The organism is Janthinobacterium sp. B9-8 (assembly GCF_000969645.2).
Taxonomy (GTDB): domain Bacteria; phylum Pseudomonadota; class Gammaproteobacteria; order Burkholderiales; family Chitinibacteraceae; genus Iodobacter.
Map to the genome: position 1 here is coordinate 4,416,718 of NZ_CP014222.1, position 22,148 is coordinate 4,438,865.

Below are 22,148 nucleotides of genomic sequence, written 5' to 3' on the forward strand. Positions count from 1 at the left end.
TGAATGGGTGTCTATTTACGGTGAATTGCGTGGAAAATCAAAGCCAGCCCAGTGAGCGTTCCTTTACTGTTTTTCAAATGAATCAGCGATTCATAAATCAGCATAGAATGGCTGCGCGCGTTCAGGAGTAGCACTTCTCTGGGGGCGGGGGTGGTTTCTACTGCACTGAGTGCGATTGATAGCAGCGAAGCCAGCGGCGTGTGTTCTTCTGCAGAAATAACACGGTAAATATGATCAATATGTTTGCCTATGGTTGTGGCCGTTCGGCAATTGAGTAAATGAATGGCCGCTGGATTCATAAATTCAATATCCCCATTTAAAGCGAGGGTAATGACACCATCGGCCATGGTATTTAATATTGAAGCAATTCTTTGCTGCTCTAGCTGAGCGGCTTGTTCATTATTTCTGCTGGCGGTAATGTCATGCCCTATTCCGCGATAGCCAAGAAACTCCCCTTGCTCATTAAAATACGGCTGACCTGAGGTGCGGATAATGAGGCTGCCTGGACCTGCTTGCATGGTATAAATAAAATCATGAAAGCTTTTATGGGCATCAAGCTGCGCTTTATGTACGCGCCATTCTTCGCTGGATAAGCGCCCGTCACTTAAATCCCAACGTTGATGGCCAATAATCGATTTACGGTTTATCGCATGCTGCTTAAAAAAGCCGGGCGAAACTTGCGTGAACCGGCAATCTTTATCCTGTTCCCAATACCAATCCGCCGACATCTCTACCAATGAGGCAAAGCGCTCTCGGCTTTTTTGTAACTCTATAAATAATTCTTTATGCTGGGTAATATCGTGGGCAAACATAGCCGAGCCTACGTGTTTCTCTTCCTGATTATAAAGCGGGAATAAAGTAAGCTCGAAAAAATGCAATTCACCTTCTGCATTGCTATGCTGGCATTCTTGCAAAATGGGCGTTTCATTAATCGCCAGTTCGGCAGAAAGTAATAGTGGCTTGTTTTTGCCTAATAAAATAGGGGTGCTATCTGCAAAATAGATGCGTGCAGCCCGATTGGCGTAGATAATTTTCCCTTGTAAATCACGGCTGATAATTAAATCGTGTGATTCCTCGGTAAGCTGGGCCATTTGCTGATAGTGTTGCTCATTCTTACGTAAATCCTGAGTGATTTGTTCTGCTAAATCTAATGCTGATTCGCGGCTGTTTCTTTGGCGTTGCAATAGTATTGCAATAAAAGCAGAAAGAGAAATACCTAAAATCCATAGCAGATAATTTAACAGGTTGGGCTGAGGAAATGCACTCACTGGGGCATAGAGGCTAAGACGCCATTGCCGACCCGGAAACTGAATTAAGGCATTCGCCGTTAATTCATTATTTGGCGCAAGATGTGTTTTATTCTTATGTGGGTAGATGATCTGGCTTTTTTTCTGCTCATTTAAGCCTGATGTTGCCCCGGTATCTTGCAATTGCAGGCGTATGTTTTTTTCTATATCTTTGCCTAACCATGTAACCGTTTTCTCAATTGTAAAAATAGCACCCACAGATCCCACAAAGGCGGCTCGTCTTTCCTTTTGATTGGTGATTGGTTTATTCGGTGTATAAATCGGAAAATGAATAACAAAACCAAGAGGGTTATTTTTATAGCCATTGAGCGGGTAAGCAGGAGAGGCCACACCACGCCCTTGATCACGCGCGTATTCAATGGCGATTAAATTACTGGTTTGCGAGCTAATATCAGTGCCTGCTGGCTCGTACAAAGGTGCACTTTCAGGAAACACATAATCAACAATCTGATATACGGGGCGAGGGCTGTTTAGGCTAACGCTAAAGCCGGGGTCGTCAAGTTTGCGTTGTGCAATATATCTTTCTAAATCAGCTGTTTTTATTTCCCTGATAAAATGGACAGAAACAAAATCAGGGAAGCGGCCTTGAATATTTTGCTGTTTTAAAATAGTAGAAAAGGTTTTTTTATTAAGATTGGGATTGGCAATAAAGGCATTTTGTATGCCGCGCAGAATGTTGATTTCTGCATCTAGTTTAAATTCAATTCGCTCGGCATAGTCGCGAGCAAGATGAGCGAGCTGGGCTTGGGCGTGGCCTTGGTGTTGAAAATTAAGCCATGCTTGTAAGCCGGCTGTGAGCAGAAGCCCCACTACGAAACTGCGTAGTGCTACGCGATAGTTGCGCGATAGCGATAAAATACTCATTAAGTGGGTCTCTGCTTACTTTGCTACCTTAAGAATCTAAGGTAGCAGAACTTCCTTATACGGCGCTCCAAGGCTTGCCAAGCGGGCTGAATGTTGGTTTTTGACCACCCCAGAGTTGTTCCAGATCATAGTAATCACGAACAGGTGGCAGCATTACATGCACAACCAGTGAACCTGCATCAACCAGTACCCATTCACCGGATTCGTGGCCTTCGGTGCTCATGATTTCATAGCCCTTGGCTTTTAGATCAACGGCTACATTATTCGCTAATGCGCGAACCTGGCGGTTTGAGTCACCTGTACAAACAATCATGCAATCAAACAGATCGGTTAGTTCAGTGGTGTCTAGGTCAATAATATCTTTGCCCTTGATGTCTTCCAGTGCGGTCATTGCAAGTGCGCGCATTGCTTGAGTGTATTCGTTCATTGCCATTGTTATGTGTTTCCAAAGTAAAAAGTGGCTATTGCAAAGCGGCCGCAATAGCTGTGCTGCCTGATAAGTAATTCAACAAAGCAGTATTTCAAAATATAAAAACACATCAGGTGTTTTTAGCACATTAAGTGTTTTTAGAGTAAAGACTCGATTGCTGCAGTATTGCGGCAATCGGGCTTAGATTGCTTACATCCTCACCGCGTGCAAGCTTCTCACGTACGGTCGTTGAAGAAACGGGCATCAGCGGCGTAGGTAATACGCTGATTTTACCCCGAGCCAAGGCTTGCGGGGACGCTTCTACATATCGTTTGGCAAATTCCCCTGCTATGTCTGCGGGGAGTTTGTCAAAACCGGGGCGATTGGCTACCACTAAATGCCCCATTTCCAACAGTTCTTGCCATCGATACCAGCTTGGCAGATGAGCGAATGAATCGCCACCTATCAGCCAGACTAACAGGCTATGCGGTTGTTCCTGTTGTAATTCTGTCAGGGTGTCAAAAGTAAAGCTGACCTTCCCTTTTTTTACTTCTCTTTCATCGGCAATTAGATTTTTCTCACCAATTAAAGAAAGCTTGAGCCATTCCAGGCGTTGCGTAGCGCTTACGTCTGGTGTGCGGTGTGGTGGTACACCCGTTGGAATGAGCCGGACTTCGCTTAAAGCAAAGGTATCTCGTAAGGCACGAGCTAAGGCTAAATGTCCAAAGTGCACCGGGTTAAAAGTGCCGCCGTAAATGCCCAGCGCCTGCTGCATTAGCTACGGATTTCGCCGTTGCCAAAAACAATCCATTTTTCGCTGGTTAAGCCATTTAAGCCAACCGGGCCGCGAGCATGAATTTTATCAGTGGAAATGCCAATTTCTGCACCTAAGCCATATTCAAAGCCATCGGCAAAGCGGGTAGAGGCATTCACCATCACGCTGGATGAATCTACTTCACGCAAAAATTGCCGTGATTTTGTGTAGTTTTCAGTGATGATTGCATCGGTATGATGGCTGCCCCAGGTATTAATATGCTCGATTGCCTCGTCTAAATCGCTGACTATTTTGATAGATAAAATAGGCGCGAGGTATTCGGTAGCCCAGTCTTCTTCTGTCGCGGTATTGATTTGTGGCAGCACGGCCAGCGTTTTTGCGCAGCCGCGTAGCTCAACACCTTTCGCGGCATAGATTTCGGCCAGCGGTGGCAAAATCAGCTCGGCAACGGTTTCGTGAACCAGCAGCGTTTCCATGGTGTTGCATGTGCCATAACGATGCGTTTTGGCGTTATCGCTAATGGCAATCGCTTTAACCGGATCGGCTTCGTCATCGATATAGACATGGCAAATGCCGTCTAAATGCTTGATGACTGGAATGCGCGCGTCCGCGGCAATTCGGGCAATCAGACCCTTGCCGCCACGTGGTACGATCACATCGACAAATTCGCTCATGGTGATCAGCTCGCCTACGGCAGCGCGATCAGGCGTTTCAATAATTTGCACTGCAGTGGTCGGTAAGCCCGCTACTTTTAAGCCTTCGCTTACACAGAGCGCGATGGCCTGATTGCAATAAAAGGCTTCGCGGCCGCCGCGTAAAATGGTGGCATTGCCTGATTTAATACAGAGGCCCGCTGCGTCTGCTGTCACATTTGGGCGGGCTTCGTAAATAATGCCAATCACACCCAAAGGCACACGCATTTTGCCGAGCTGGATGCCGGAAGGGCGAAATTTGAAATCGCTCATCTCGCCAACAGGGTCGGGCAGGCTGGCAATCTGACGCAGGCCATCGGCCATGCTTTCAATGGTCTTAGGTGTAAGGAGCAGGCGATCAAGCATGGCAGGCTCTAGGCCATCTTGCTTGGCTTGTTCCATATCGAGATTATTGGCTGCAAGCAAAGCATCCGCATCGCGCAGCAGCGCATCGGCAATTGCATTTAATGCCTGATTTTTGGTCTGCGTATCGGCTTTTGCCATGTGCCGACTGGCCGCACGGGCCTGGCGACCCACTTGCTGCATATAAGCTTTGATATCCATTTCTCTACCTTTTCGCCTTTGAGTTGTAATTATCAGGGTTTAGGCGGTAGTTGCAAGACTGTTACACCGACGTTATCGGCTTTTTTACGATTAAACCAATCCGGAGCAGAGCTTTGCACCGCAATAATCAAGGGGCCTGCTTCACTATTGAGCCAAATGGGTGAGCCTGAATCCCCCGCTAAAGTGTCGCAACGATGATAAATTGTATTGTTCGAGCGTAAGCGGGTGATTTTGCAATCCTGATGCGCAGTCAGCTCGCTATCGTGGTCTTCGGCAAAGCCGGCTTGGGTCACTAAGGATTTATTGGCCGCAATAATGGCTTTTAATTCCGCTTTATTGCCGCTAAATAAGGGCAAGGGCGTTGGGGCTTTTCCGTCAACTAGCTTCAGTTTTAACCACGCAATGTCATAGGCTGCGGCAGAATCCTGGATATAAACATCTTCGCCTTTGTAAACCAAGCCTTTTTGAAAGCGCGGGTGAAATGATTGCGATAGTACTTGATAGCGAGCTTGATACTCACCTTTATGAAAGCCCGCTTTAAACCAGCGACCCGCATCCAGTTTTTTTGCTTCCATTAAAAAGCAATGGGCGGCGGTAATCGCTAAATCGGGAGCCACTAAGGTGGCGGTGCAAGTGCTTGCTGCGGCTGTTTCGAGTTGTCCAATGGCAGCAAAAGGCTGAGCATAGGGCGCTTTAATAAAAACGCGATCATCTTGCCCAAAAAACAGGGCCTTGTTTTCCTTACTGGTTTGGGCAAAGCTGCTGGCAGAAAGGATTAAGGCAAGGAAGGTAAGTGCGTATTTCATAATTTGTTTTCAGTAGTGAGTTATCCCGCTTATTGCATAGGGGATAGGAGAGTAAGACAGATTTGGATAAGCAATCTACGCTTAGGTTCCTTATCCAAAGGTATCTTTATAAACAACAAAAACGGGGACCGAAGTCCCCGTTTTTGGCACAGCGAATGCGATTACTTAGCAGCAGAAGCAGCAGAAGCGGCTACTTTCTTAGCTTGAGCTTTTTGTACTGTAGAAGCAGCAGATGCAGCTGCTTTCTTAGCTTGTGCTTTTTGAACTGTAGAAGCAGCAGAAGCGGCTACTTTCTTAGCTTGAGCTTTTTGTACTGTAGAAGCAGCAGATGCAGCTGCTTTCTTAGCTTGTGCTTTTTGAACTGTAGAAGCAGCAGAAGCGGCTACTTTCTTAGCTTGAGCTTTTTGTACTGTAGAAGCAGCAGATGCAGCTGCTTTCTTAGCTTGTGCTTTTTGAACTGTAGAAGCAGCAGAAGCAGCTACTTTCTTAGCTTGAGCTTTTTGAACTGTAGAAGCAGCAGATGCAGCTACTTTCTTAGCTTGTGCTTTTTGAACTGTAGAAGCAGCAGAAGCAGCTGCTTTCTTAGCTTGAGCTTTTTGAACTGTAGAAGCAGCAGAAGCAGCTACTTTCTTAGCTTGAGCCTTTTGTACTGTAGAAGCAGCAGAAGCAGCTACTTTCTTAGCTTGAGCCTTTTGTACTGTAGAAGCAGCAGATGCTGGAGCTACTTTTGCTTTCTTAGCGTGCTTTTCTACTTTAACTGCTTTAACAGTAGAAGCGGTAGAAGCAGTAGTGTCAGCAGCGAATGAAGTAGCTGAAACGAAAACTGTAGCGAGCAATACGGCAAGAAGCTTGTTCATTTGTTTATTCCTTGAGGGAGTATTTGATTAGTGTTGCTATGGAATGGATTATCAACACTTCCTCTTTAAAACTCGATAAGCCCTTGGTAGCAGTCTGTAACGCTATGTACGTATTGGCCAAAGGCTTGATCTTACTTCAGTGCCAACCTGCCATCTTTGAGTGGAGTGGGCCAGCATAATGTCACGCGAGCGCCACCTAAGGGAGCATCGTTAATTAAGGCCGCGCCCTTATGTCCGCGCATAATCATAGAAACGATGGCTAGCCCTAGGCCAAAGCCGCCAGTTTGGCGATTACGGCTGACTTCTAAGCGCTCAAAGGGTTGTAGCAGGCGCTGGCGCTCAGATTCAGGGATGCCCTGGCCATTATCATCGACATGCAGTTTGGCGATGCCGTTTTCCCACTCGATCGTTAGCACTATTTCTGTACCACCATAGCGCCTTGCATTGCCCATTAAATTGGCAAGTGCCCGAGTGAGGTAATGGCTATCGGCCTCAAGAAAAGGCGTTTTTCCGGGTAAAAGATTAATTAAGTCGGGCGTGATATTGCCTTGGCTACTAAATTCACTGATTTGGCGTTTGAGCCAAGGCAATATTTCGATGGGCTGTGTTTCTAAATTGAGGTGTGGTTTATCCAGGGTAGACATAGTGAGCCATTCTTCGATTAGCTCATCGATCTGGCCTAGATCTCGTTCAATGGCAATAATTTGCTGGCCGCTTTCTGCCCCGCTTTTAATCGCTTCCAGTCGATAACGCAGTCGTGCCAGTGGTGTACGCAAATCATGCGATACCGCATCAATCAGGGCCTTGCGGCTGGCGGTGAGCTCTTCTACATCGTGCGCCATTCGATTAAAGGTTACGCCGAGCGAATTAAGCGTAGAGCCTTCATGCAAGGTAACGCGAGTGCTGAAGTCTCCTTCCCCCAACTGGCGGCTTTGCCTTGCCATATGTTGCAGATCACGCCATAGCGGGCGTAGCCATAGCCAGGTAGGCAGGCCTAATGCTGCACACATTAGCAGCAGGGCCACTAAATCGGCCCAGGCGAAATTATCTAATCTTTGTAAATAAGGCACAGGGCCAAGAACAACCATCAGGCCCGTATCGGGAATACGGTGCAGGTAAACGTCTTGATTCTGCAAAAAAATAATATCGCCATTAACCAGCGCTTGCTGATTTGCCGGGCTGAGTGTGTAAGTGCTCAGCGTTTCAATTTCTACCGGTAGGGGGAGTTTATTTTTAAGGCGCTTTACTTCATCGTGCCAAATAGACGAGGGTAAATCGCCAAGTGCAGACTCAATCACACTGATCGTGGTTTTGAAAATATCAGAGAGGTAATGCTCATTGCTGCGTTCGAGCAGGTTTTTATACAGCGCACCAATAACGAGGGACGAGGCTAAAAAGCAAACCACAACGGTGAGATAAAAACGTAAAAAGAGTTGGCGCATATTTAGCTGTCAGATCGTGAGGGTGCAGGGATCAAGGCGAGCTTGATCCCTGATGGCTGAAAGGCTTATTCCTGCCACCAAATATCGGTCGCAAATAAATAGCCTTTGTGGCGTATGGTTTTAATTTTGCGCGGCTCGTTAGGATCGTCGTCCAGCTTTTTACGTAAACGGGAAATCGCCACGTCGATGCTCCTATCCATGCCATCGTATTCAATCCCGCGTAATACTTTTAATAAGTGATCGCGCGATAAAATATCTCCGGCCTGGCTGGCTAAAGCCCAGAGCAAATCAAAATCTCCAGTTGATAAGCCCAATGCTTCGCCGCGATAGCTGGCGGTGCGATTACGCAAATCTACTAAAAGCTGGCCAAAATTAAGTGTGGAGCGATCGGGCGCGGGGGCGGCACAGGATACGATGGGCGTACCGCCTGCTGTTTTGCGCAGATGAGCACGAATCCGGGCGAGCAGCACTGAAGGGGGTGTGGTTTTCACCACATAATCGGTGGCGCCAATTTCAAAACCTAAAATCTGGTTCATATCGCTATTGAGCGAAGTGAGCAAGATCACAGGGCCAGTCCAGAACTCGCGTAATTCCCGGCACAGGGTCAGGCCATCTTTGCCGGGCAGCATAATATCGAGCAGCACCAGCGAGGGCGGATTATTACGTACCGCCTCAACTAAGCCACTGCCATCAGGCAAGACTTCAATATTAAATTCAAACGAGCGTAAATAACTACCAACCAGTTCCGCCAGTTCAGCATCATCTTCAACAAAAAGAATGCGGTGATTCATTAGAATATTCTCTGGAATGGGATAGCGGGCAAAGAGGCCCAGAGCCTTATGACGGCTTGGGTGGAGGTAAAAAAGGTACTTCTAACGACAGTGGGCGAAGCATATTGCTTTGTTTTTTATTTCTAAATGGCGCAATGCACTTCGCTGTTTAAGGCCTTAAGCGCTGATGATCAGGTATTTTTGATGCAGTTCTTCTTTGGTTTCCTTGTGCTCAGGGTCTAGCGGTATACAGTCAACCGGGCACACTTGCTGGCATTGTGGCTCATCATAATGGCCAACACATTCGGTACAGAGATTAGGATCGATGACATAGATTTCATCGCCTTGGCTGATTGCGCTGTTTGGGCATTCTGGCTCGCAGACGTCGCAATTGATACATTCATCGGTAATGATTAGGGCCATGATGCTAAATCCTTGGCAATGCAATAAAAAATAGATAAGCAAATTGTCCCATGTTCTGCCATGCCACGACAACGGTGCTGTAAAAAAGCTGAGCCGACAGATGGAGTGAGTGTTGTGTTTTGGAGCATTTTTTTGATGATTGAGGCTTAATGTGTGGGATTAATACAATGTATGAAGCTTAATTCTGATTCAGTATGCCCATGTCTTTATTGTCGCCTTTGCCGTTTGAACAAATGATGTATTTTTAGGGCAGAATAGCCATTCACACATCTTGCTAGGAGCAAACCGTATGGGACTTTTAGATCAATTAGCTGGGCAGCTTTTGGGTGGGAAAGAATTGCCAGAAGGCTTGGTGCAATCTTTGTCTGGCGTGTTGGAGCAGCAAGGCGGCATTTCTGGTTTGGTAGAGAAGTTTCAAAATGGTGGTTTATCCGAGCTTGTTCAATCTTGGGTGGGTAGCGGGGAGAATTTGCCAGTGAGCGGCGAGCAAATTCAAGCGGTGCTGGGTAGCGATGCAGTGGCTTCGGTTGCAGAGAAGCTGGGGATTGATCCAACGGAAGCTGCCGGAAAAATTTCAGAATACTTGCCGCAACTGGTGGATAAGCTCACCCCTAATGGCGAAGTGCCGGAAGGCAATAATGTTTTATCCGCAGGCCTAGATATGCTGAAGGGTAAGTTATTTGGCTAATGAATTGGATGTCCGATTGAAAAAAGCCCCATTTGGGGCTTTTTTACGTCTCGACTTCAAGGAGACTAAAAAGGTATCTGCTTAGCAATATTTTTCAGCTAGCCTTGGTCTCAAATGTAGGGTGGGCACGATAAAACCGTGTGCCCATCCTACAAATTTTTTATTTCTTATGAGGAAAAAGCAAGGCACACAATCTATAAAGCCTCGTTTTTCTCCGTGTTTCAATGTCTGGGTTTTACGGCATCCCCTCGGTCATTTATATCAAGGTTGAATCAAATCACTTAAATGCCTGCCCATTCTTCGCCCCTCGCGGATGGCGTAATTGGTGCCCCGGTCTTCTGGGTAAATTTGCGCCATGGAAGCTAAAAACAGGCCGCGTTTAGGGCTTTCGCAGGCAGGAATCAGCTGGCTATAGTGTTTTTCAACCACAGGTTGCGCCCAGCGGGCATGCCAAACGTGGTGTTTTTTGATCCATGCATCTTCAAATTTGGGGAACATGCGTTTTAAGTGAGGCAGGGCAAAGGCGAGCAGCTCGTCATCGCTCATTAAATACAGCGCATCGGTATGCGGCAGATATTTGGATAAGTAAACGATGTGTTTGCCATCGTAATTTTTAATGCTCTGAAAGTTGGTGTGCTCAATCACGCCCACAAAGGGAAAGCTAGGATCGTTTACATTGAGCCAATAGGTGTCAGACAACGAGTGATCCAGCTCCAGCACAAGGCAGACATTGGCTAGATAGTTAATCCGGTTGAGTTTGGCTAAGTATTCCGGGCTGGCCCAGTCTTCAATCATTTGTGCCAGTAAGGGCAGGGCAGGGGTAGAGATCACCCGGTCTGCCAGAATATCGCCCCCTGCGGTTTTAATTCGCCAGCTATTGCCTTCGGGCTGGATGGATAATACGGGGTTGCTGGTTTGAATTTCACCACCCAAGCGTTTAACTTTGGCGGCCAGCGCGTCGACTAAGGCAACAAAGCCGCCTTTAAAATAGGCCAGCCGCTCTTCTCCGCTTTTACCCCTGCTGCCGCCGCGTAGTTTGAGTTTATTCCAGAACCAAACGGCAGAAATTTGCTCGGCTACTGCGCCAAATTTACCGCGTAATAATGGTTCCCAAACGATACGATACACATTTGCACCGCCCAGCTCGGTGAGCCATTCTGCGGCGGTTTTGTTTTCTAGCTCCTGCCAGTTTTCTACTTTGCGGGCTTTTAGAGCCAGTAGCCCAAGGCGGATTCGGTCAGGAAAAGCCAGCGGTTTAAATTTAAGTAAATCCCAAGGGGTGGAGAGCTTAAAAAACTGGTTGGCGTAATACATGCCGGTATTGCTGGGGTTTATTTTTACTTTATCGCAAAGGTTCAGCTCAGTAATCAGCTGCATCACTTCTAAATCATTGGTAAACCAGTGGTGATAAAAGCGATCTAGTTTTTCCGCTTTATCTCCAATATCAAAGGCAGCAGCAAGGCCGCCGATATTGGCCTCGGCTTCGATAATGGTGACACTAACTCCCGCTTTACCTAATTCATAAGCGGCAGCCAGCCCGGTAAAACCTGCACCAATGATGGCGACTTGAGTGTGCTGGGTCGTCATTTATTTCTCCGGGAAAGCAAACGGCTATGAATGACTGAAAGGCAAGCGGCGGTGATCATTTCTGATTGAGTAAACTCATCAGCGATGGTGTATTCCTTCATGATTTCTTCCGGGAAATTAATAGCCATATTCCGCCGACCAAGGTGGGGGGAAGCCAGATCAGTAAGTGGGCAATCAAGGCAAAGGCGGCAGCGGGCACGCTGTCATTATTTGTTAGTTTCATGGCAAGGATGGCAAAGTAATCAAAGGTGCCCACATAACCGGGAGTGCTTGGGATAAGCGTTGCCAGTGTGGCCAGCGGCAGGGCAAACCATGCGCCCGCACTATTTATTAGCCCCGGCACACTTTGCGCTACACACCAGAATGTAAGTCCTTCTAATCCCCAAACGATCAGGCTTATGGCAATCAGCGGCAGAATGCGTCGCCCGCCAAGAGTTGCCAGTAGCTTGATGGCGTCTGCCACTTCATCGGCCAAATGATTGCCACTATTGGGCGCTAGTTTGTGAATGAGGCGCAGGCAGGCATTAATAAAAATTTGTAAGCAACGGGGGAAAGCTAGGAATACAAAAATAATCAGGGCGATGAGCGCGGCACCACTTGCCCCTACTTTGCCAAAGGTGGGCAGGCTGTGTATGTCAAAAGCCCATAAGCCAAGCGCCAGAAACAAGAGCAAGCTGGCTAAATCGAGCAGCCTTTCTACTAATAAAGAGGCAAGTACCTGGCCTGGGCCTGTGCCGAGCTCCTTATTAAATGCAAAAGTGCGGGCTAGATCGCCTGCACGAAAAGGCAGAATATTATTGAGCGCCAGGCTGCTTAAAAAAGGCTGCAGGCAGGCGCGTGGTGTGGCGTTTGGGCTGCTGGTGCGCAGCATGCTGCTCCAGCGGGCTGCGCGGCCGACCAGCCCGATCGAAAAAATGATTAAACCAGCCAGTAGCCAAAGCGGGTTACTGCTTTTCATCGCAGCAATCAGCTGAATGCCATCGGTTTTCTGAAAAATAAGCCCAATTAAAAAAATGGCGATGATAAGACCAATAATGCTGCGGATATGACGTTTCATAGAAATTCTTTAAAAGGAGCGGCTAAAACCCGCCATTTGCTGCTTATGGCGATCAATCGATTATTTTCTATCGACTACGGGGCTGCGTGAGAAAGCGATTTCATCGTTAAAGCCACAATATTCCTGTACAACGTACAGCGGCCTTTGCTTAGATTCTTTGTAAATACGGCCAATGTACTCGCCTAAAATACCGACGCAAATCAGTTGAACCCCGCCTAAGAACAGCACCGCAATCATTAAGGCCGTCCAGCCTTCTACCCAGATATTGGTAAAGATGCGTAAAAACAGTGCATAAAAAATTCCGATGAGCGCCAGCAAAGACGTACCCATTCCCATCGCCATGGCTAGCTGCAAAGGCTTGGCAGAGAAAGACATAATGCCATCGCTGGCAAAGCGGATCATCTTAGACAGTGGATATTTGCTTTCCCCAGCAAAGCGTTTGGCGCGCTGATAAGGCAGTGCAATTTGTTTGAAACCTGCCCAGCTGACCATGCCGCGCACAAAGCGATCGCGCTCGGGCATGGCCCGTAGTGTGTCGATCACGGGGCGGCTCATCAGGCGGAAATCGCCGGTATCCAGTGGGATTGGCACATCAGACAGGCGATTGAGCAGGCGGTAAAAGCCTTTGGCGGTGGCGCGTTTAAATGCTGATTCGCCGGGCCTATCGGTGCGGGTGCCGTAAACCACGTCAAAGCCTGCCTGCCATTTTTCTATCATGCCGTGGATGGCTTCGGGCGGGTCTTGCAAATCGGCGTCGATGAGCACCACTGCATCGCCCCGAGCGGCATCAACACCTGCGGTCACTGCAATTTGATGGCCAAAATTGCGTGAAAAACCAATCAAACGAATACGATGATCGTGCGCAGCGTGCTGTTTTAAGATGCTGCGCGTGGCATCTTTGCTGCCATCGTCGACAAAAATAAACTCAATATCTAAGCCATTTACCTCACGGCTAAAGGCAGAGAGGCGCTTCAGCGTTTCTGCAATGACGGCTTCTTCGTTGTAACAGGGCACGACAATCGACAGTAGCATCTCGTCATCCTCGGTGATATGGGCCGTGCTTATGCCAGCTCATTATTATTTTTGTCTTTTGATCCAAAGCCCCATGCGGGTATCGGAGGTTTCTAGGAAAGGTCGCCAGTCGTACTCTGCGGCAATGGCTGCATTAATCGTTTGCCACGCGGGTGACGTGTTTTCCGGCCTGCCCCATACCACGTACTGAACTTTGTTTTGCTTCAGCCAAGCTAGCGGGCTGGGGAGGCTGTCTAGGTAAAAATCTTTAATTTGCTGATTAAGCAGCCAGACTTCCTGAGGTGCACCATGCCACAAGCTGACATGATTAGGCCAGCCGAGTAAAGAAGGCTGCTGGGCATAGAGTGAGAATAACGTTTGATTTGTGTAAGCATCACCCAGCCAGTTTTCTAGCACGATGCCCTTTGGCGCTTGGCTCAGATATTGAATGGTGTCTTTCACCGGCGCATCATTGCTAAACCAATGCGTGCCAGCGAGCTTGCCCAGATCTCCTTTTGGGGTATGCCAGATATATTGCGTGGTATTGATGGTGTAGCTGCAAGTGAGCAGCAAAACAGCGGCGGCAGCGTTGCGCACCCAGCGGCGGCCAGAGCCTAAGGCCATTGCCCCTGCCGCCAGAAGCGCCCCGCTCCACATCCAGCCCCACCATTTCATGGTGGTATTGGTGCGCTCGAATTTGCCCACGCTTGGGTCATCGACAAAGATAAATTCGCCCAAGAGCAGCATGATGGCAAAGGCGATGACGAGGGCAATGGCCAGCGGGCGCTGGCGTTTTTCGGTGAGGGCCAGTGCAAACAGCGCTAATAGCGGCCAGAGTAGCAGGATAAATTGGGCAATCGGTGTGCGATCAATGTTGTGCACTAGCCGGATCGGCGTGCCGATCGCTTGGCTGGCAAAGCCAGCTAAGAAAGGGTAAATCAGCAAAAATCCGAGTGTGCCGCCTGCAAAAATAGCGCCCCAAGCAGGTGGGTTTTTGCCGTAATGCCGCCAGAGCGCCCAAGTAAATAGCAGTACGGCTAGCATGGGGGTGATCCATGTATTGGTGATGAGCATTACCGGCAGCGTGAGTGCGAGCAGGCTTTGGGCAAAGCGGGCATGGAGGATTTCATCGGGCTGATCGCTACGTTTTTGCTCTAGCCATGCGATCAGTGCCAGTGCTAAAAACAGCAGAAAGAAGCCACCGAGCGGCGGATGGTAATCGCCGAGGAAAAACTGATAGCCAAAGTTTTCTAGCGGCAAATCCCGCGCTTCAAAATCAGGCGTTGGTTTAGTTTCAGGGGTGAGCAGGGGAAAGAGTTGCCGGCCTAAATCAGTATTAACTCGCGCATCGTAGCTGCCAATAAAACGTGCACTAGCCCACATTTCATCATTAGCTTGCCAGCTGATCGGGCTATCGCTGGTGGGGGTGACAAATAAATTTAACAGCGGTGAAACACCCGTGCCACCGAGGGCGAGGGCAAGAATCAGCACTAGGCGATGCAAGCGGCTGGCGACAAAACGTGTGGCAAACTCCCAAGCAAGGCTGAGGCCCAGTGCCATTAAGAGCGCAAAAGCGATGTTATAGGTAAAACCAATATCCCAGCCAAACAGCCTGCCCATCAGCGCAGCGGCGTAGTGCTGAAAGGCGTAATAGAAATCAAAGCGATGACCTGCAAACCAATGATCGGGCGGTGGTAAAACGCTGCCTGAATAATAATTGGCCATAAAATAAAGATCGGTGACTCGCTCCGATGTTGGATAAATCGCAGGGAATATAAACTTCCAAATTAGCCCATAGGCTAGCGCCAATAGAAAAGCGATTTCGGCGGCTTTAAAACGGCTACTGCGTGCTTCCTGTTTAAATAAATAAAGAGATGCTGCGGCAAGAATCGCCGTGATGGGCCAAAGACCATTGAGATTACCTAAGCCAATAAAATGCTCAATAAAAAACATCAGCAGCGTAATCAATAGCACGCCCGATGCTCTGGCGATGGCATAGGGTAAGTACTGGCCCAGCACTAAGGTGAGGCCAGCCAAATGCAGCCACAGCAAGGCTAGGCTTGCAGCGAGGTGAATCATCGTCATCTGTGAGCATCCCTTCTTTTTATTTATATTCAGGCGATGAGCGCTTGAGTCTCGTTTTTATCCTATTTCTGCATTAATTACAAATGGCGATGTGATTTTTGATTGATGTCGATTGCATGGATTCATCAAGCTTTCGCATGCTTGTAATAAATGTAATGGGAGAATTAGAAAGGTGAGCGCTTTTGATTGCAGACTAAGCTTATTTTTATGCATTAAAACTAAGAGCGGCTTTCTTGCATTTGCTGCCGGTAGCGCTCCGGTGAAAAGCCGATTAATTGTTTAAACATGGCAATAAAAGCCGATGGCGTGCTATAGCCAAGCCGCCAGGCAATCTCTTGAATCGTTTTGTCTTCTTTTAACCACGCCAGCGCTTGTAAAACACGGATGCGATTGCGGCATTGTCCAAAGCTCATGCCTAGCTCACTCTGAAAACGCCGGGCCAGCGTGCGCTCGGTGCTATGCACGGCTCTGGCCCAGCTGCTTAAGCTCAGGGCATTGTCTGGCTCAGCTTGCAGCGCTTTTAAAATGGGCGCGATCAGCGTGTCTCTGCTGCCGGGCAAGAAATTGGGTGCGCATTTACACTGGCTGAGCCGGGTAATCAGCAGTTCTGCTTGATTTTGATCACTTGTATCTTGCATATGGCCGAGCTGCCGCTGGCCAAAGTCGCTAATTAAAGCGCTGATTAGCGGGGTGCTGGTGAGCAGGCAAGCTTCCTTTGGGAGTAGCCGGGCTAAGTGGGCTGAAACATAGATGGATGTGTAATTGAGCGCCTGGCGTACATAGGCAGAATGCGGGGTGTCTGCGGGCACCCATGTTAAGTAATTGGCGGGTGCAATCAGGTGCTGCTGCTCTAACTCAAGGTCCATAACTCCTAGGCTAATCCAGCTCAACTGCCCCCAGGGATGTTGATGGCTGTTGTATTGAGTGTCAGCTTGCATCTGTTGATAGCGTAAATACAGAGGATTTGGCGCTGGCAGGGCTAAATCGGCGGCAAAGTAGGTGTTGGGCATTTTATGATTTACTTAAACTTGTCTGTTTCTAAATATGGAATGTCTGTTTTGGCGTACTTGCATTAAAAAAGACAGGATTATACTAGTGGCAATTCATCATTTTAGAAAGACAAGCTTTATGCCTATTCTTTTTCCCCTGCTGGCGGTCATGATCTGGGCCACCAATACCGTGGTTTCCAAAGCCGCAGCGGGCGTGCTCGATCCTGCTGCCATTTCTTTTTATCGCTGGTTTTTAGCCGCCTTAGTGCTCACGCCTTTTTGCCTGAAAGCAGTCTGGCAGCAACGACTCGCCATTCGCCCCTATTTGGGTAAATTTCTAGTGTTGGCACTGCTAGGTATGGTGTTGTTTCAATGCATCGCCTATTACGCAGCACATAGCACTACGGCCACCAATATGGGTGTGATTACTTCTTTGGTTCCGCTCTCATCTTTGCTGCTGAATGCTTTGATGACGAAAACCAAGCCAAGTGTTGCGGCGGCCTTAGGCGTTTTTTGCTCGCTTTGTGGCGTCTTGTATTTATTGGGCCAGGGGCATCCTGCTAGTTTGTTATTGAGCGGGATTAATCATGGCGACGCCTTGATGCTGATCGGCACTGTGGCTTACGCGCTGTACGGTATTTTATTGCGCCGCTGGGCTTTGCCATTTAGCCATTGGCATAATTTGTATGTTCAGATAGTGCTGGCGGTGGTGATTTTGATTCCGGTGGCGTTTAGTGCACAAACGATGGCGATTCCAGCACAAGGTGTCGGTTTGGTGTTGTTTGCCGGGATTGCTTCATCTTTGATCGCTGCCTATTGCTGGATGCAGGGTGTGCACCGCCTTGGCGCAGATCGTACGGCCGTATTTATGAATCTATTACCGCTCTTTACGGCCGTGCTTGCAACGGTGAGCTTAGGCGAGAAGATTCAGGGCTTTCATTTGCTGGGCGGGGGGCTGGTGCTTTTTGGTGTTATTTTGGCGCAGCTCAGATCTTGGTCATTTTTGAATAAATAAGCAAAAGATTATTTGTTGGGTTTTTTTAACAGAACAACCGTTTTTTTTTCATAAATAAGTAGCCCGTAAAATTATTTGTAGTGTGTTTTACGTAGGTGTTTTTAATTAGCCAAGGCCTTGTGTTTGCTTGTGTCAGGACGGCTTGCCAGAAAACAATTTAGTAGCAAATATGCCTTTGTACTCTGAAATGTTTATCTATTATTTCTGGCAGATTACTAAATTAAAACCCTAGGCTTGAATGAACTCGTCATAATCCCCTCTTTTGCATTAATCACAAAAGAGGGGTATGCGATGATTGCTCGTTTTACTTTGATTTCTGCTGCCATATTAGCATTTGCTCAACCCGCATCAGCAGCAATTTCTAATTTAGGAATTGCTAATGAATACAGTGGTTTTTTCTTCTCAAATGTAAATGGTGGTAATGATGTAGAGGGTAAGCTGGCTGTTGGCGGTAATCTAACGGCAGCGACTTTAAATACGATTGGCTATCGCAATGCTTATGGCGAAAAAGGGCCTTCCTTGGTAGTAAGGGGAAATATGGTCGATAAGCAGCTGGATATCTACAATGGCTCGAAAACAAAAGTAGACAGCAATGCAAACCATGGCCCGGATGTAAAGCAAGAGCTGGGTGCTTTTAAAGACGGCTACGGCGTTGTGGGTGGCAAGATCGTTAATAAGAGTGGTTGGGCTGATTTGCGTGCAGGTTCTAAGATCAGCTCTGTAGTGGATTTTGATAAAGCCAAAAAAGATTTAACGGCCCTATCTAAAAGCCTTGCCGCTGATAAAAGTAACGGTCAGGTAATTAATGAAAATGGCGGGTTTACTTTAAAGGGCGATAATAAATCTGATCGTCAGGTATTTAATTTAAAAGCCAGTGAATTTTTAAATCTAAAATTAACCGACATTAAAAAAGATGCAACGGTTATTATTAATTATACAGGCAGTTTTAGCGATATTGTTTTAGCGGGCGGCCAGTTAGGCCAGATGGAAGCGATGCGCGGTAATATCTTGTTTAATTTGCCAACGGCAACAAAACTGTCGGTTAATACCTTTGTCTGGGGTAGCATTTTAGCGCCACAGGCAGCGATTTACGGCCAAGCACACGTTGAAGGTACTTTGGTTGCTAATTCCTTAGAAAGTAATTTGGAATTAGGTTACGAGCCATTTAAGGGCAATTTAACTACACCAGTGCCAGAGCCAGAAACCTATGCGCTGATGGGTTTGGGATTAGTTGGTTTGATGATGCGTCGCCGTAGTAAAAGATAATTGCAACAGGCATAAAAAAACGGGGAAGCTTTGGCTTCCCCGTTTTTTATCAGGCTGGAGTGATCCAGCATTGATGCAGTATTTACAGCCCAGCCGCTGCGCGCAGAGCTTCAACTTTATCAGTGCTTCTCCCATTGAGAAGTCTGATTCTTGTGCGCTAACAGCACCATGGGGCTACACCGCCATTCCCGGAGTTACAGCCCCGCCGCCGCGCGCAGAGCTTCAACTTTATCAGTACGCTCCCACGAGAAATCTGGCTCTTCACGGCCGAAATGACCATAAGCCGCAGTACGTGTGTATACCGGGCGCAGCAGATCCAGCATCTGGATAATGCCTTTCGGGCGTAAATCGAAGTGCTGTTTAATCAGCTCAACAATTTCGTGCTCAGGCAATTTACCTGTGCCCCATGTATCCACCATGATCGATACCGGTTGCGCCACGCCAATTGCGTAGGACACTTGCACCAGGCATTGCTTAGCAATCCCTGCAGCAACGATATTCTTTGCCACATAACGGCCAGCATAAGCGGCTGAGCGGTCTACTTTGGAAGGGTCTTTACCCGAAAATGCGCCACCACCGTGTGGGGCTGCACCGCCGTAGGTATCTACAATGATTTTACGGCCGGTTAAACCGCAATCACCCATCGGGCCGCCGATCACAAAACGGCCTGTCGGGTTGATCAGGTATTTAGTGCCAACTAATAACTCTGGTGGAATCACTGGCTTGATGATTTCTTCAATCACGGCTTCAGAAAGCTGAGCGTGGCTGACATCCGGGTGGTGTTGGGTAGACAGCACAATCGTATCAATGCCTGTCGCCATGCCGGTGTCTTTATCGTAGCGAACCGTTACTTGCGATTTGGCATCCGGACGTAGCCAAGGTAGGCGGCCGTCTTTGCGAACTTCTGATTGGCGCTGCATCAGGCGGTGCGAGTAGTAAATCGGCATCGGCATCAGCTGTGGTGTTTCATCGCAAGCATAGCCAAACATCAGGCCTTGATCGCCAGCGCCTTGGTCTAAATCTAATCCCTGGCCTTCGTTAACGCCTTGAGCGATGTCCGGGCTTTGCTTGTCATAAGCCACCAGCACGGCGCAGGTTTTGTAATCGAAGCCGATATCGCTATGGTCGTAGCCGATACGCTTGATGGTATCGCGGGCGATTTGAATGTAATCCACATTGGCATGGGTGGTAATTTCACCGGCCAGCACCACAAGGCCAGTATTGACCAGTGTTTCTGCAGCAACACGCGCATGCTTGTCTTGCGTCAGAATCGCGTCAAGGATGGAATCGGAAATTTGGTCGGCGACCTTATCCGGATGCCCTTCAGAAACTGATTCGGAGGTAAAGAGGAATTCTTTCATAATTGTTTCCCTGTCAAAGAGGGGCTTAACAGCCTATTTTGCCGGTAGAATCCGAAGCCTGCCCTTGGATGCGTAAAAACCTGATGCTGCTGCTAAAACCTTTTGCTTACTTGCCCCTATGGCTATTTCATGGCCTTGGGGCCTTGCTTGGCTGGCTGGCTTGGCTGTTATCGCCACGCTACAGACAGCGTTTGGCTGCCAACTTGCAGCAGTCGGGTATTGCGCAAAATGGCGGAGATTATAAGCGATTGCACCGCCTAAGTGTGAGCGCCCATGGCATGGGGGCCTTAGAACTTTTACCAGCGTGGCTTAGAACGCCTGAGCAGGTTGGCCGCTGGGTGAAGGAGCGTGATGGTTGGCAGCACGTTGAAGCGGCTTTGCAAAGTGGTCGGCCTATGATGTTTGTTTCCCCGCATCTTGGTGGAATCGAAGTCTGTGGAGTGTATATAAGCACACAGATCCCTTGCGTGCTGGCCGCTTTATATCGCCCACCCAAACTTAAATGGCTAGAGCCGCTGATGGTGACGGGCCGCAACCGTGCCAATGGCCGTGCCGCACCAGCGAACGCCAGTGGCGTAAAGATCTTACTGCGTACCTTAAAAGAGAAGCAAGCAATTTATATCCTTCCCGATCAGGCTCCTGGGGCGGGTGAAGGGGCTTGGGCTCCATTCTTTGGTAAGCTTGCTTACACGATGACGCTGTTGCCGCGCTTAAGTAAATCGACTCAGCCGGTGATCTTGATGTGTTTTGCCGAGCGTTTGTCTTGGGGGCGTGGTTTTAAAATGCATTTTGCCCCGCTTGATGAGGCGTTTGGAGGGGATGCGCAAGCCGATGCGACGATTTTGAACCGCAATGTAGAAGCCATGATACGCCGTGCTCCAAGCCAGTATTTATGGAGCTATAACCGTTATAAACGCCCAGCTGGCGCACCATTGCCTGATGGGGAAGCTGAGGGTGATGCCTTGTAGTCCCGGTCCGTGGGTTTATTCCCAATGCAAAATCTTAAACCACAGAGTAAAAGTAGGACACAGAGTTCCACAGAGAACGCTTAAGGCTGCTTTGGGTTTTTCTCTGTGGTTTAAGATTTTGCTAAGGCGGAATTCCCACTAATACTGTATTAGGGCTACTATTTCTTACAAAAGACGCCGTCTTTATACCGCTTAATTTTCCTTGGCTTTGCTTTCAGATGTGTTGTTTTTATCTTTCAGGTTGCTATGATTTATCGCTTTTTACTGTTTATATTTTGGTGTTTAAGTTGCTTGCCACAGTGGCTGTTACGAGGCTTTGGGGTGGTGTTGGGATCTTTGCTGTATATCGTAGTAAAAAGTCGCCGCAAAATCGGGCTGGTTAATTTAAAGCTGTGCTTTCCTGAGTGGGCCGCTGGCCAGCATGAGGCGATGCTTAGGCAGCATTATCGTGAGTTTTGCACCTGTATTTTTCTCTATAGCAAATTATGGTTTGGCTCGCAGGCGCAGATTGAAAAACTAGTTCGGCGCGAAGGGCTGGAGCATTTCATTGCGGTAGAAGACCAGAATATTATTCTGCTGGCACCGCATTTTTTAGGACTGGATTTCGGTGGTACACGGCATATGGTGGATCATCAAGGCTCAACGATGTATTCCTCGGCGCATGATAATGCCTTTGATTTGCTGCTTTTGCGGGGGCGTGGTCGCTTTAATCAGCCACTCTTAATAAAGCGTAGCGAAGGCATCCGTGGTATTTTGCGGGCGATTAAGAAGGGCGTGTGTTTTTACTATTTGCCCGATCAGGATCTTGGCCCGCGAGAATCGCTGTTTGTACCATTTTTTGGAGTTCAAACAGCCACCGTGCCGGGTTTGTCTCGCTTGGCTTTGATGGGCAAGGCGCGCGTGGTACCCGTGGTGACAACGTTGACCAATGAGGGTTTCGTTTGCCGCTATTACCCAGCATGGGAAAACTTCCCTAGTGACGATGTGCTGGCAGATACGGCAAGGATGAATGCGTTTATTGAAGAGCGGGTGAGAGAGCATCCATCACAATACTACTGGCTGCACCGCCGCTTTAAAACTCGCCCCGAGGGTGAGGCAAGCTTGTATTAGGTGCTAAACGCTAACACCTATGCGCATTACTAAAGTCAATGATATGCATTGCATCTTTTGTAGGGTGGGTGAACCCATATGCGCTAAGCAAAGATCAAAAAG

At 48.1% G+C, this 22,148-nt stretch carries 20 protein-coding genes; 5 read left to right on the plus strand and 15 right to left on the minus strand.

The window, feature by feature from the left end; all coding sequences use genetic code 11:
• Positions 1–11: 11 nt before the first annotated feature.
• From VN23_RS19850 to VN23_RS19890, 9 genes are all read right to left on the minus strand, one after another.
• Complete coding sequence (locus VN23_RS19850) at positions 12–2,171, minus strand: CHASE domain-containing protein (RefSeq protein ID WP_046350529.1); 2,160 nt, start codon at positions 2,169–2,171, stop codon at positions 12–14.
• Positions 2,172–2,226: 55 nt separating this feature from the next.
• Positions 2,227–2,598 carry a ribosome silencing factor gene (gene rsfS / locus VN23_RS19855; protein WP_197432968.1) on the minus strand — a complete coding sequence of 124 codons (372 nt, stop codon included), beginning with the start codon at positions 2,596–2,598 and terminating at the stop codon, positions 2,227–2,229.
• A gap of 130 nt (positions 2,599–2,728) precedes the next feature.
• Positions 2,729–3,355 (minus strand): nicotinate-nucleotide adenylyltransferase, encoded by a 627-nt coding sequence (gene nadD / locus VN23_RS19860; protein ID WP_046350527.1) that lies wholly within the window; start codon positions 3,353–3,355, stop codon positions 2,729–2,731.
• Positions 3,355–4,611, minus strand: coding sequence for a glutamate-5-semialdehyde dehydrogenase (locus tag VN23_RS19865; RefSeq protein WP_046350526.1), 1,257 nt, complete (start codon positions 4,609–4,611; stop codon positions 3,355–3,357). Before VN23_RS19865 ends, nadD begins: the two co-directional genes overlap by 1 nt.
• 32 nt (positions 4,612–4,643) lie before the next feature.
• Entirely contained in the window at positions 4,644–5,417 is a 774-nt protein-coding gene (locus tag VN23_RS19870; RefSeq protein ID WP_046350525.1) for a trypsin-like serine peptidase, read from the minus strand.
• Positions 5,418–5,578: 161 nt separating this feature from the next.
• The gene (locus tag VN23_RS19875) at positions 5,579–6,274 is read right to left on the minus strand and encodes a hypothetical protein (protein ID WP_062654943.1); all 696 of its coding nucleotides are present in this window, start codon (positions 6,272–6,274) and stop codon (positions 5,579–5,581) included.
• A gap of 131 nt (positions 6,275–6,405) precedes the next feature.
• A complete protein-coding gene (locus VN23_RS19880; RefSeq protein WP_046350524.1) occupies positions 6,406–7,716 on the minus strand; it encodes an ATP-binding protein in 1,311 nt (436 codons plus the stop codon).
• Between the two features lie 65 nt (positions 7,717–7,781).
• Entirely contained in the window at positions 7,782–8,507 is a 726-nt protein-coding gene (gene rstA, locus VN23_RS19885) for a two-component system response regulator RstA (protein ID WP_046350523.1), read from the minus strand.
• Positions 8,508–8,663: 156 nt separating this feature from the next.
• Positions 8,664–8,909, minus strand: coding sequence for a YfhL family 4Fe-4S dicluster ferredoxin (locus VN23_RS19890; RefSeq protein WP_046350522.1), 246 nt, complete (start codon positions 8,907–8,909; stop codon positions 8,664–8,666).
• 289 nt (positions 8,910–9,198) lie between these two features.
• On the opposite strand from VN23_RS19890, the gene VN23_RS19895 reads away from it, so the two are divergent.
• A complete protein-coding gene (locus VN23_RS19895; RefSeq protein WP_046350521.1) occupies positions 9,199–9,597 on the plus strand; it encodes a YidB family protein in 399 nt (132 codons plus the stop codon).
• Between the two features lie 261 nt (positions 9,598–9,858).
• Here VN23_RS19895 and VN23_RS19900 read toward each other — a convergent pair whose 3' ends face one another.
• The 5 genes from VN23_RS19900 to VN23_RS19920 all read right to left on the minus strand — a co-directional run bounded on the left by VN23_RS19900 (position 9,859) and on the right by VN23_RS19920 (position 16,347).
• Positions 9,859–11,184: an NAD(P)/FAD-dependent oxidoreductase gene (locus VN23_RS19900; RefSeq protein ID WP_046350520.1), complete on the minus strand. Its 1,326-nt coding sequence runs from the start codon at positions 11,182–11,184 to the stop codon at positions 9,859–9,861.
• 97 nt (positions 11,185–11,281) lie between these two features.
• Positions 11,282–12,241, minus strand: a complete 960-nt coding sequence (locus VN23_RS19905; protein WP_046350519.1) for a lysylphosphatidylglycerol synthase transmembrane domain-containing protein — start codon at positions 12,239–12,241, stop codon at positions 11,282–11,284.
• Positions 12,242–12,301: 60 nt separating this feature from the next.
• Complete coding sequence (locus VN23_RS19910; RefSeq protein WP_046350518.1) at positions 12,302–13,273, minus strand: glycosyltransferase family 2 protein; 972 nt, start codon at positions 13,271–13,273, stop codon at positions 12,302–12,304.
• A gap of 45 nt (positions 13,274–13,318) precedes the next feature.
• The gene (locus tag VN23_RS19915) at positions 13,319–15,337 is read right to left on the minus strand and encodes a DUF2298 domain-containing protein (protein ID WP_046350517.1); all 2,019 of its coding nucleotides are present in this window, start codon (positions 15,335–15,337) and stop codon (positions 13,319–13,321) included.
• A gap of 218 nt (positions 15,338–15,555) precedes the next feature.
• The gene (locus VN23_RS19920; protein WP_046350516.1) at positions 15,556–16,347 is read right to left on the minus strand and encodes an AraC family transcriptional regulator; all 792 of its coding nucleotides are present in this window, start codon (positions 16,345–16,347) and stop codon (positions 15,556–15,558) included.
• A gap of 118 nt (positions 16,348–16,465) precedes the next feature.
• On the opposite strand from VN23_RS19920, the gene VN23_RS19925 reads away from it, so the two are divergent.
• Together VN23_RS19925 and VN23_RS19930 are read left to right on the plus strand one after the other, a co-directional pair.
• On the plus strand, positions 16,466–17,341 hold the full coding sequence (locus VN23_RS19925) for a DMT family transporter (protein ID WP_046350515.1): 876 nt from the start codon (positions 16,466–16,468) through the stop codon (positions 17,339–17,341).
• A 291-nt stretch (positions 17,342–17,632) separates the two neighbouring features.
• The gene (locus VN23_RS19930; protein ID WP_046350514.1) at positions 17,633–18,607 is read left to right on the plus strand and encodes a choice-of-anchor A family protein; all 975 of its coding nucleotides are present in this window, start codon (positions 17,633–17,635) and stop codon (positions 18,605–18,607) included.
• A gap of 194 nt (positions 18,608–18,801) precedes the next feature.
• On the opposite strand, the gene metK is transcribed toward VN23_RS19930, so the two are convergent.
• Positions 18,802–19,971, minus strand: coding sequence for a methionine adenosyltransferase (gene metK, locus VN23_RS19935; RefSeq protein WP_269465465.1), 1,170 nt, complete (start codon positions 19,969–19,971; stop codon positions 18,802–18,804).
• A gap of 35 nt (positions 19,972–20,006) precedes the next feature.
• Here metK and VN23_RS19940 point away from each other — a divergent pair, with 35 nt between their 5' ends.
• Together VN23_RS19940 and VN23_RS19945 are read left to right on the plus strand one after the other, a co-directional pair.
• A complete protein-coding gene (locus VN23_RS19940) occupies positions 20,007–20,936 on the plus strand; it encodes a lysophospholipid acyltransferase family protein (RefSeq protein WP_197432969.1) in 930 nt (309 codons plus the stop codon).
• A gap of 246 nt (positions 20,937–21,182) precedes the next feature.
• Entirely contained in the window at positions 21,183–22,046 is an 864-nt protein-coding gene (locus VN23_RS19945) for a lysophospholipid acyltransferase family protein (RefSeq protein ID WP_046350511.1), read from the plus strand.
• The last annotated feature ends 102 nt before the right edge of the window (positions 22,047–22,148 follow it).

Coding starts and splice junctions, on each gene's coding strand:
- VN23_RS19850 (WP_046350529.1), bottom strand. CDS start 2,171: ATGAGTATTTTATCGCTATCGCGCAACTATCGCGTAGCACTACGCAGT.
- rsfS (WP_197432968.1), bottom strand. CDS start 2,598: ATGAACGAATACACTCAAGCAATGCGCGCACTTGCAATGACCGCACTG.
- nadD (WP_046350527.1), bottom strand. CDS start 3,355: ATGCAGCAGGCGCTGGGCATTTACGGCGGCACTTTTAACCCGGTGCAC.
- VN23_RS19865 (WP_046350526.1), bottom strand. CDS start 4,611: ATGGATATCAAAGCTTATATGCAGCAAGTGGGTCGCCAGGCCCGTGCG.
- VN23_RS19870 (WP_046350525.1), bottom strand. CDS start 5,417: ATGAAATACGCACTTACCTTCCTTGCCTTAATCCTTTCTGCCAGCAGC.
- VN23_RS19875 (WP_062654943.1), bottom strand. CDS start 6,274: ATGAACAAGCTTCTTGCCGTATTGCTCGCTACAGTTTTCGTTTCAGCT.
- VN23_RS19880 (WP_046350524.1), bottom strand. CDS start 7,716: ATGCGCCAACTCTTTTTACGTTTTTATCTCACCGTTGTGGTTTGCTTT.
- rstA (WP_046350523.1), bottom strand. CDS start 8,507: ATGAATCACCGCATTCTTTTTGTTGAAGATGATGCTGAACTGGCGGAA.
- VN23_RS19890 (WP_046350522.1), bottom strand. CDS start 8,909: ATGGCCCTAATCATTACCGATGAATGTATCAATTGCGACGTCTGCGAG.
- VN23_RS19895 (WP_046350521.1), top strand. CDS start 9,199: ATGGGACTTTTAGATCAATTAGCTGGGCAGCTTTTGGGTGGGAAAGAA.
- VN23_RS19900 (WP_046350520.1), bottom strand. CDS start 11,184: ATGACGACCCAGCACACTCAAGTCGCCATCATTGGTGCAGGTTTTACC.
- VN23_RS19905 (WP_046350519.1), bottom strand. CDS start 12,241: ATGAAACGTCATATCCGCAGCATTATTGGTCTTATCATCGCCATTTTT.
- VN23_RS19910 (WP_046350518.1), bottom strand. CDS start 13,273: ATGCTACTGTCGATTGTCGTGCCCTGTTACAACGAAGAAGCCGTCATT.
- VN23_RS19915 (WP_046350517.1), bottom strand. CDS start 15,337: ATGACGATGATTCACCTCGCTGCAAGCCTAGCCTTGCTGTGGCTGCAT.
- VN23_RS19920 (WP_046350516.1), bottom strand. CDS start 16,347: ATGCCCAACACCTACTTTGCCGCCGATTTAGCCCTGCCAGCGCCAAAT.
- VN23_RS19925 (WP_046350515.1), top strand. CDS start 16,466: ATGCCTATTCTTTTTCCCCTGCTGGCGGTCATGATCTGGGCCACCAAT.
- VN23_RS19930 (WP_046350514.1), top strand. CDS start 17,633: ATGATTGCTCGTTTTACTTTGATTTCTGCTGCCATATTAGCATTTGCT.
- VN23_RS19945 (WP_046350511.1), top strand. CDS start 21,183: ATGATTTATCGCTTTTTACTGTTTATATTTTGGTGTTTAAGTTGCTTG.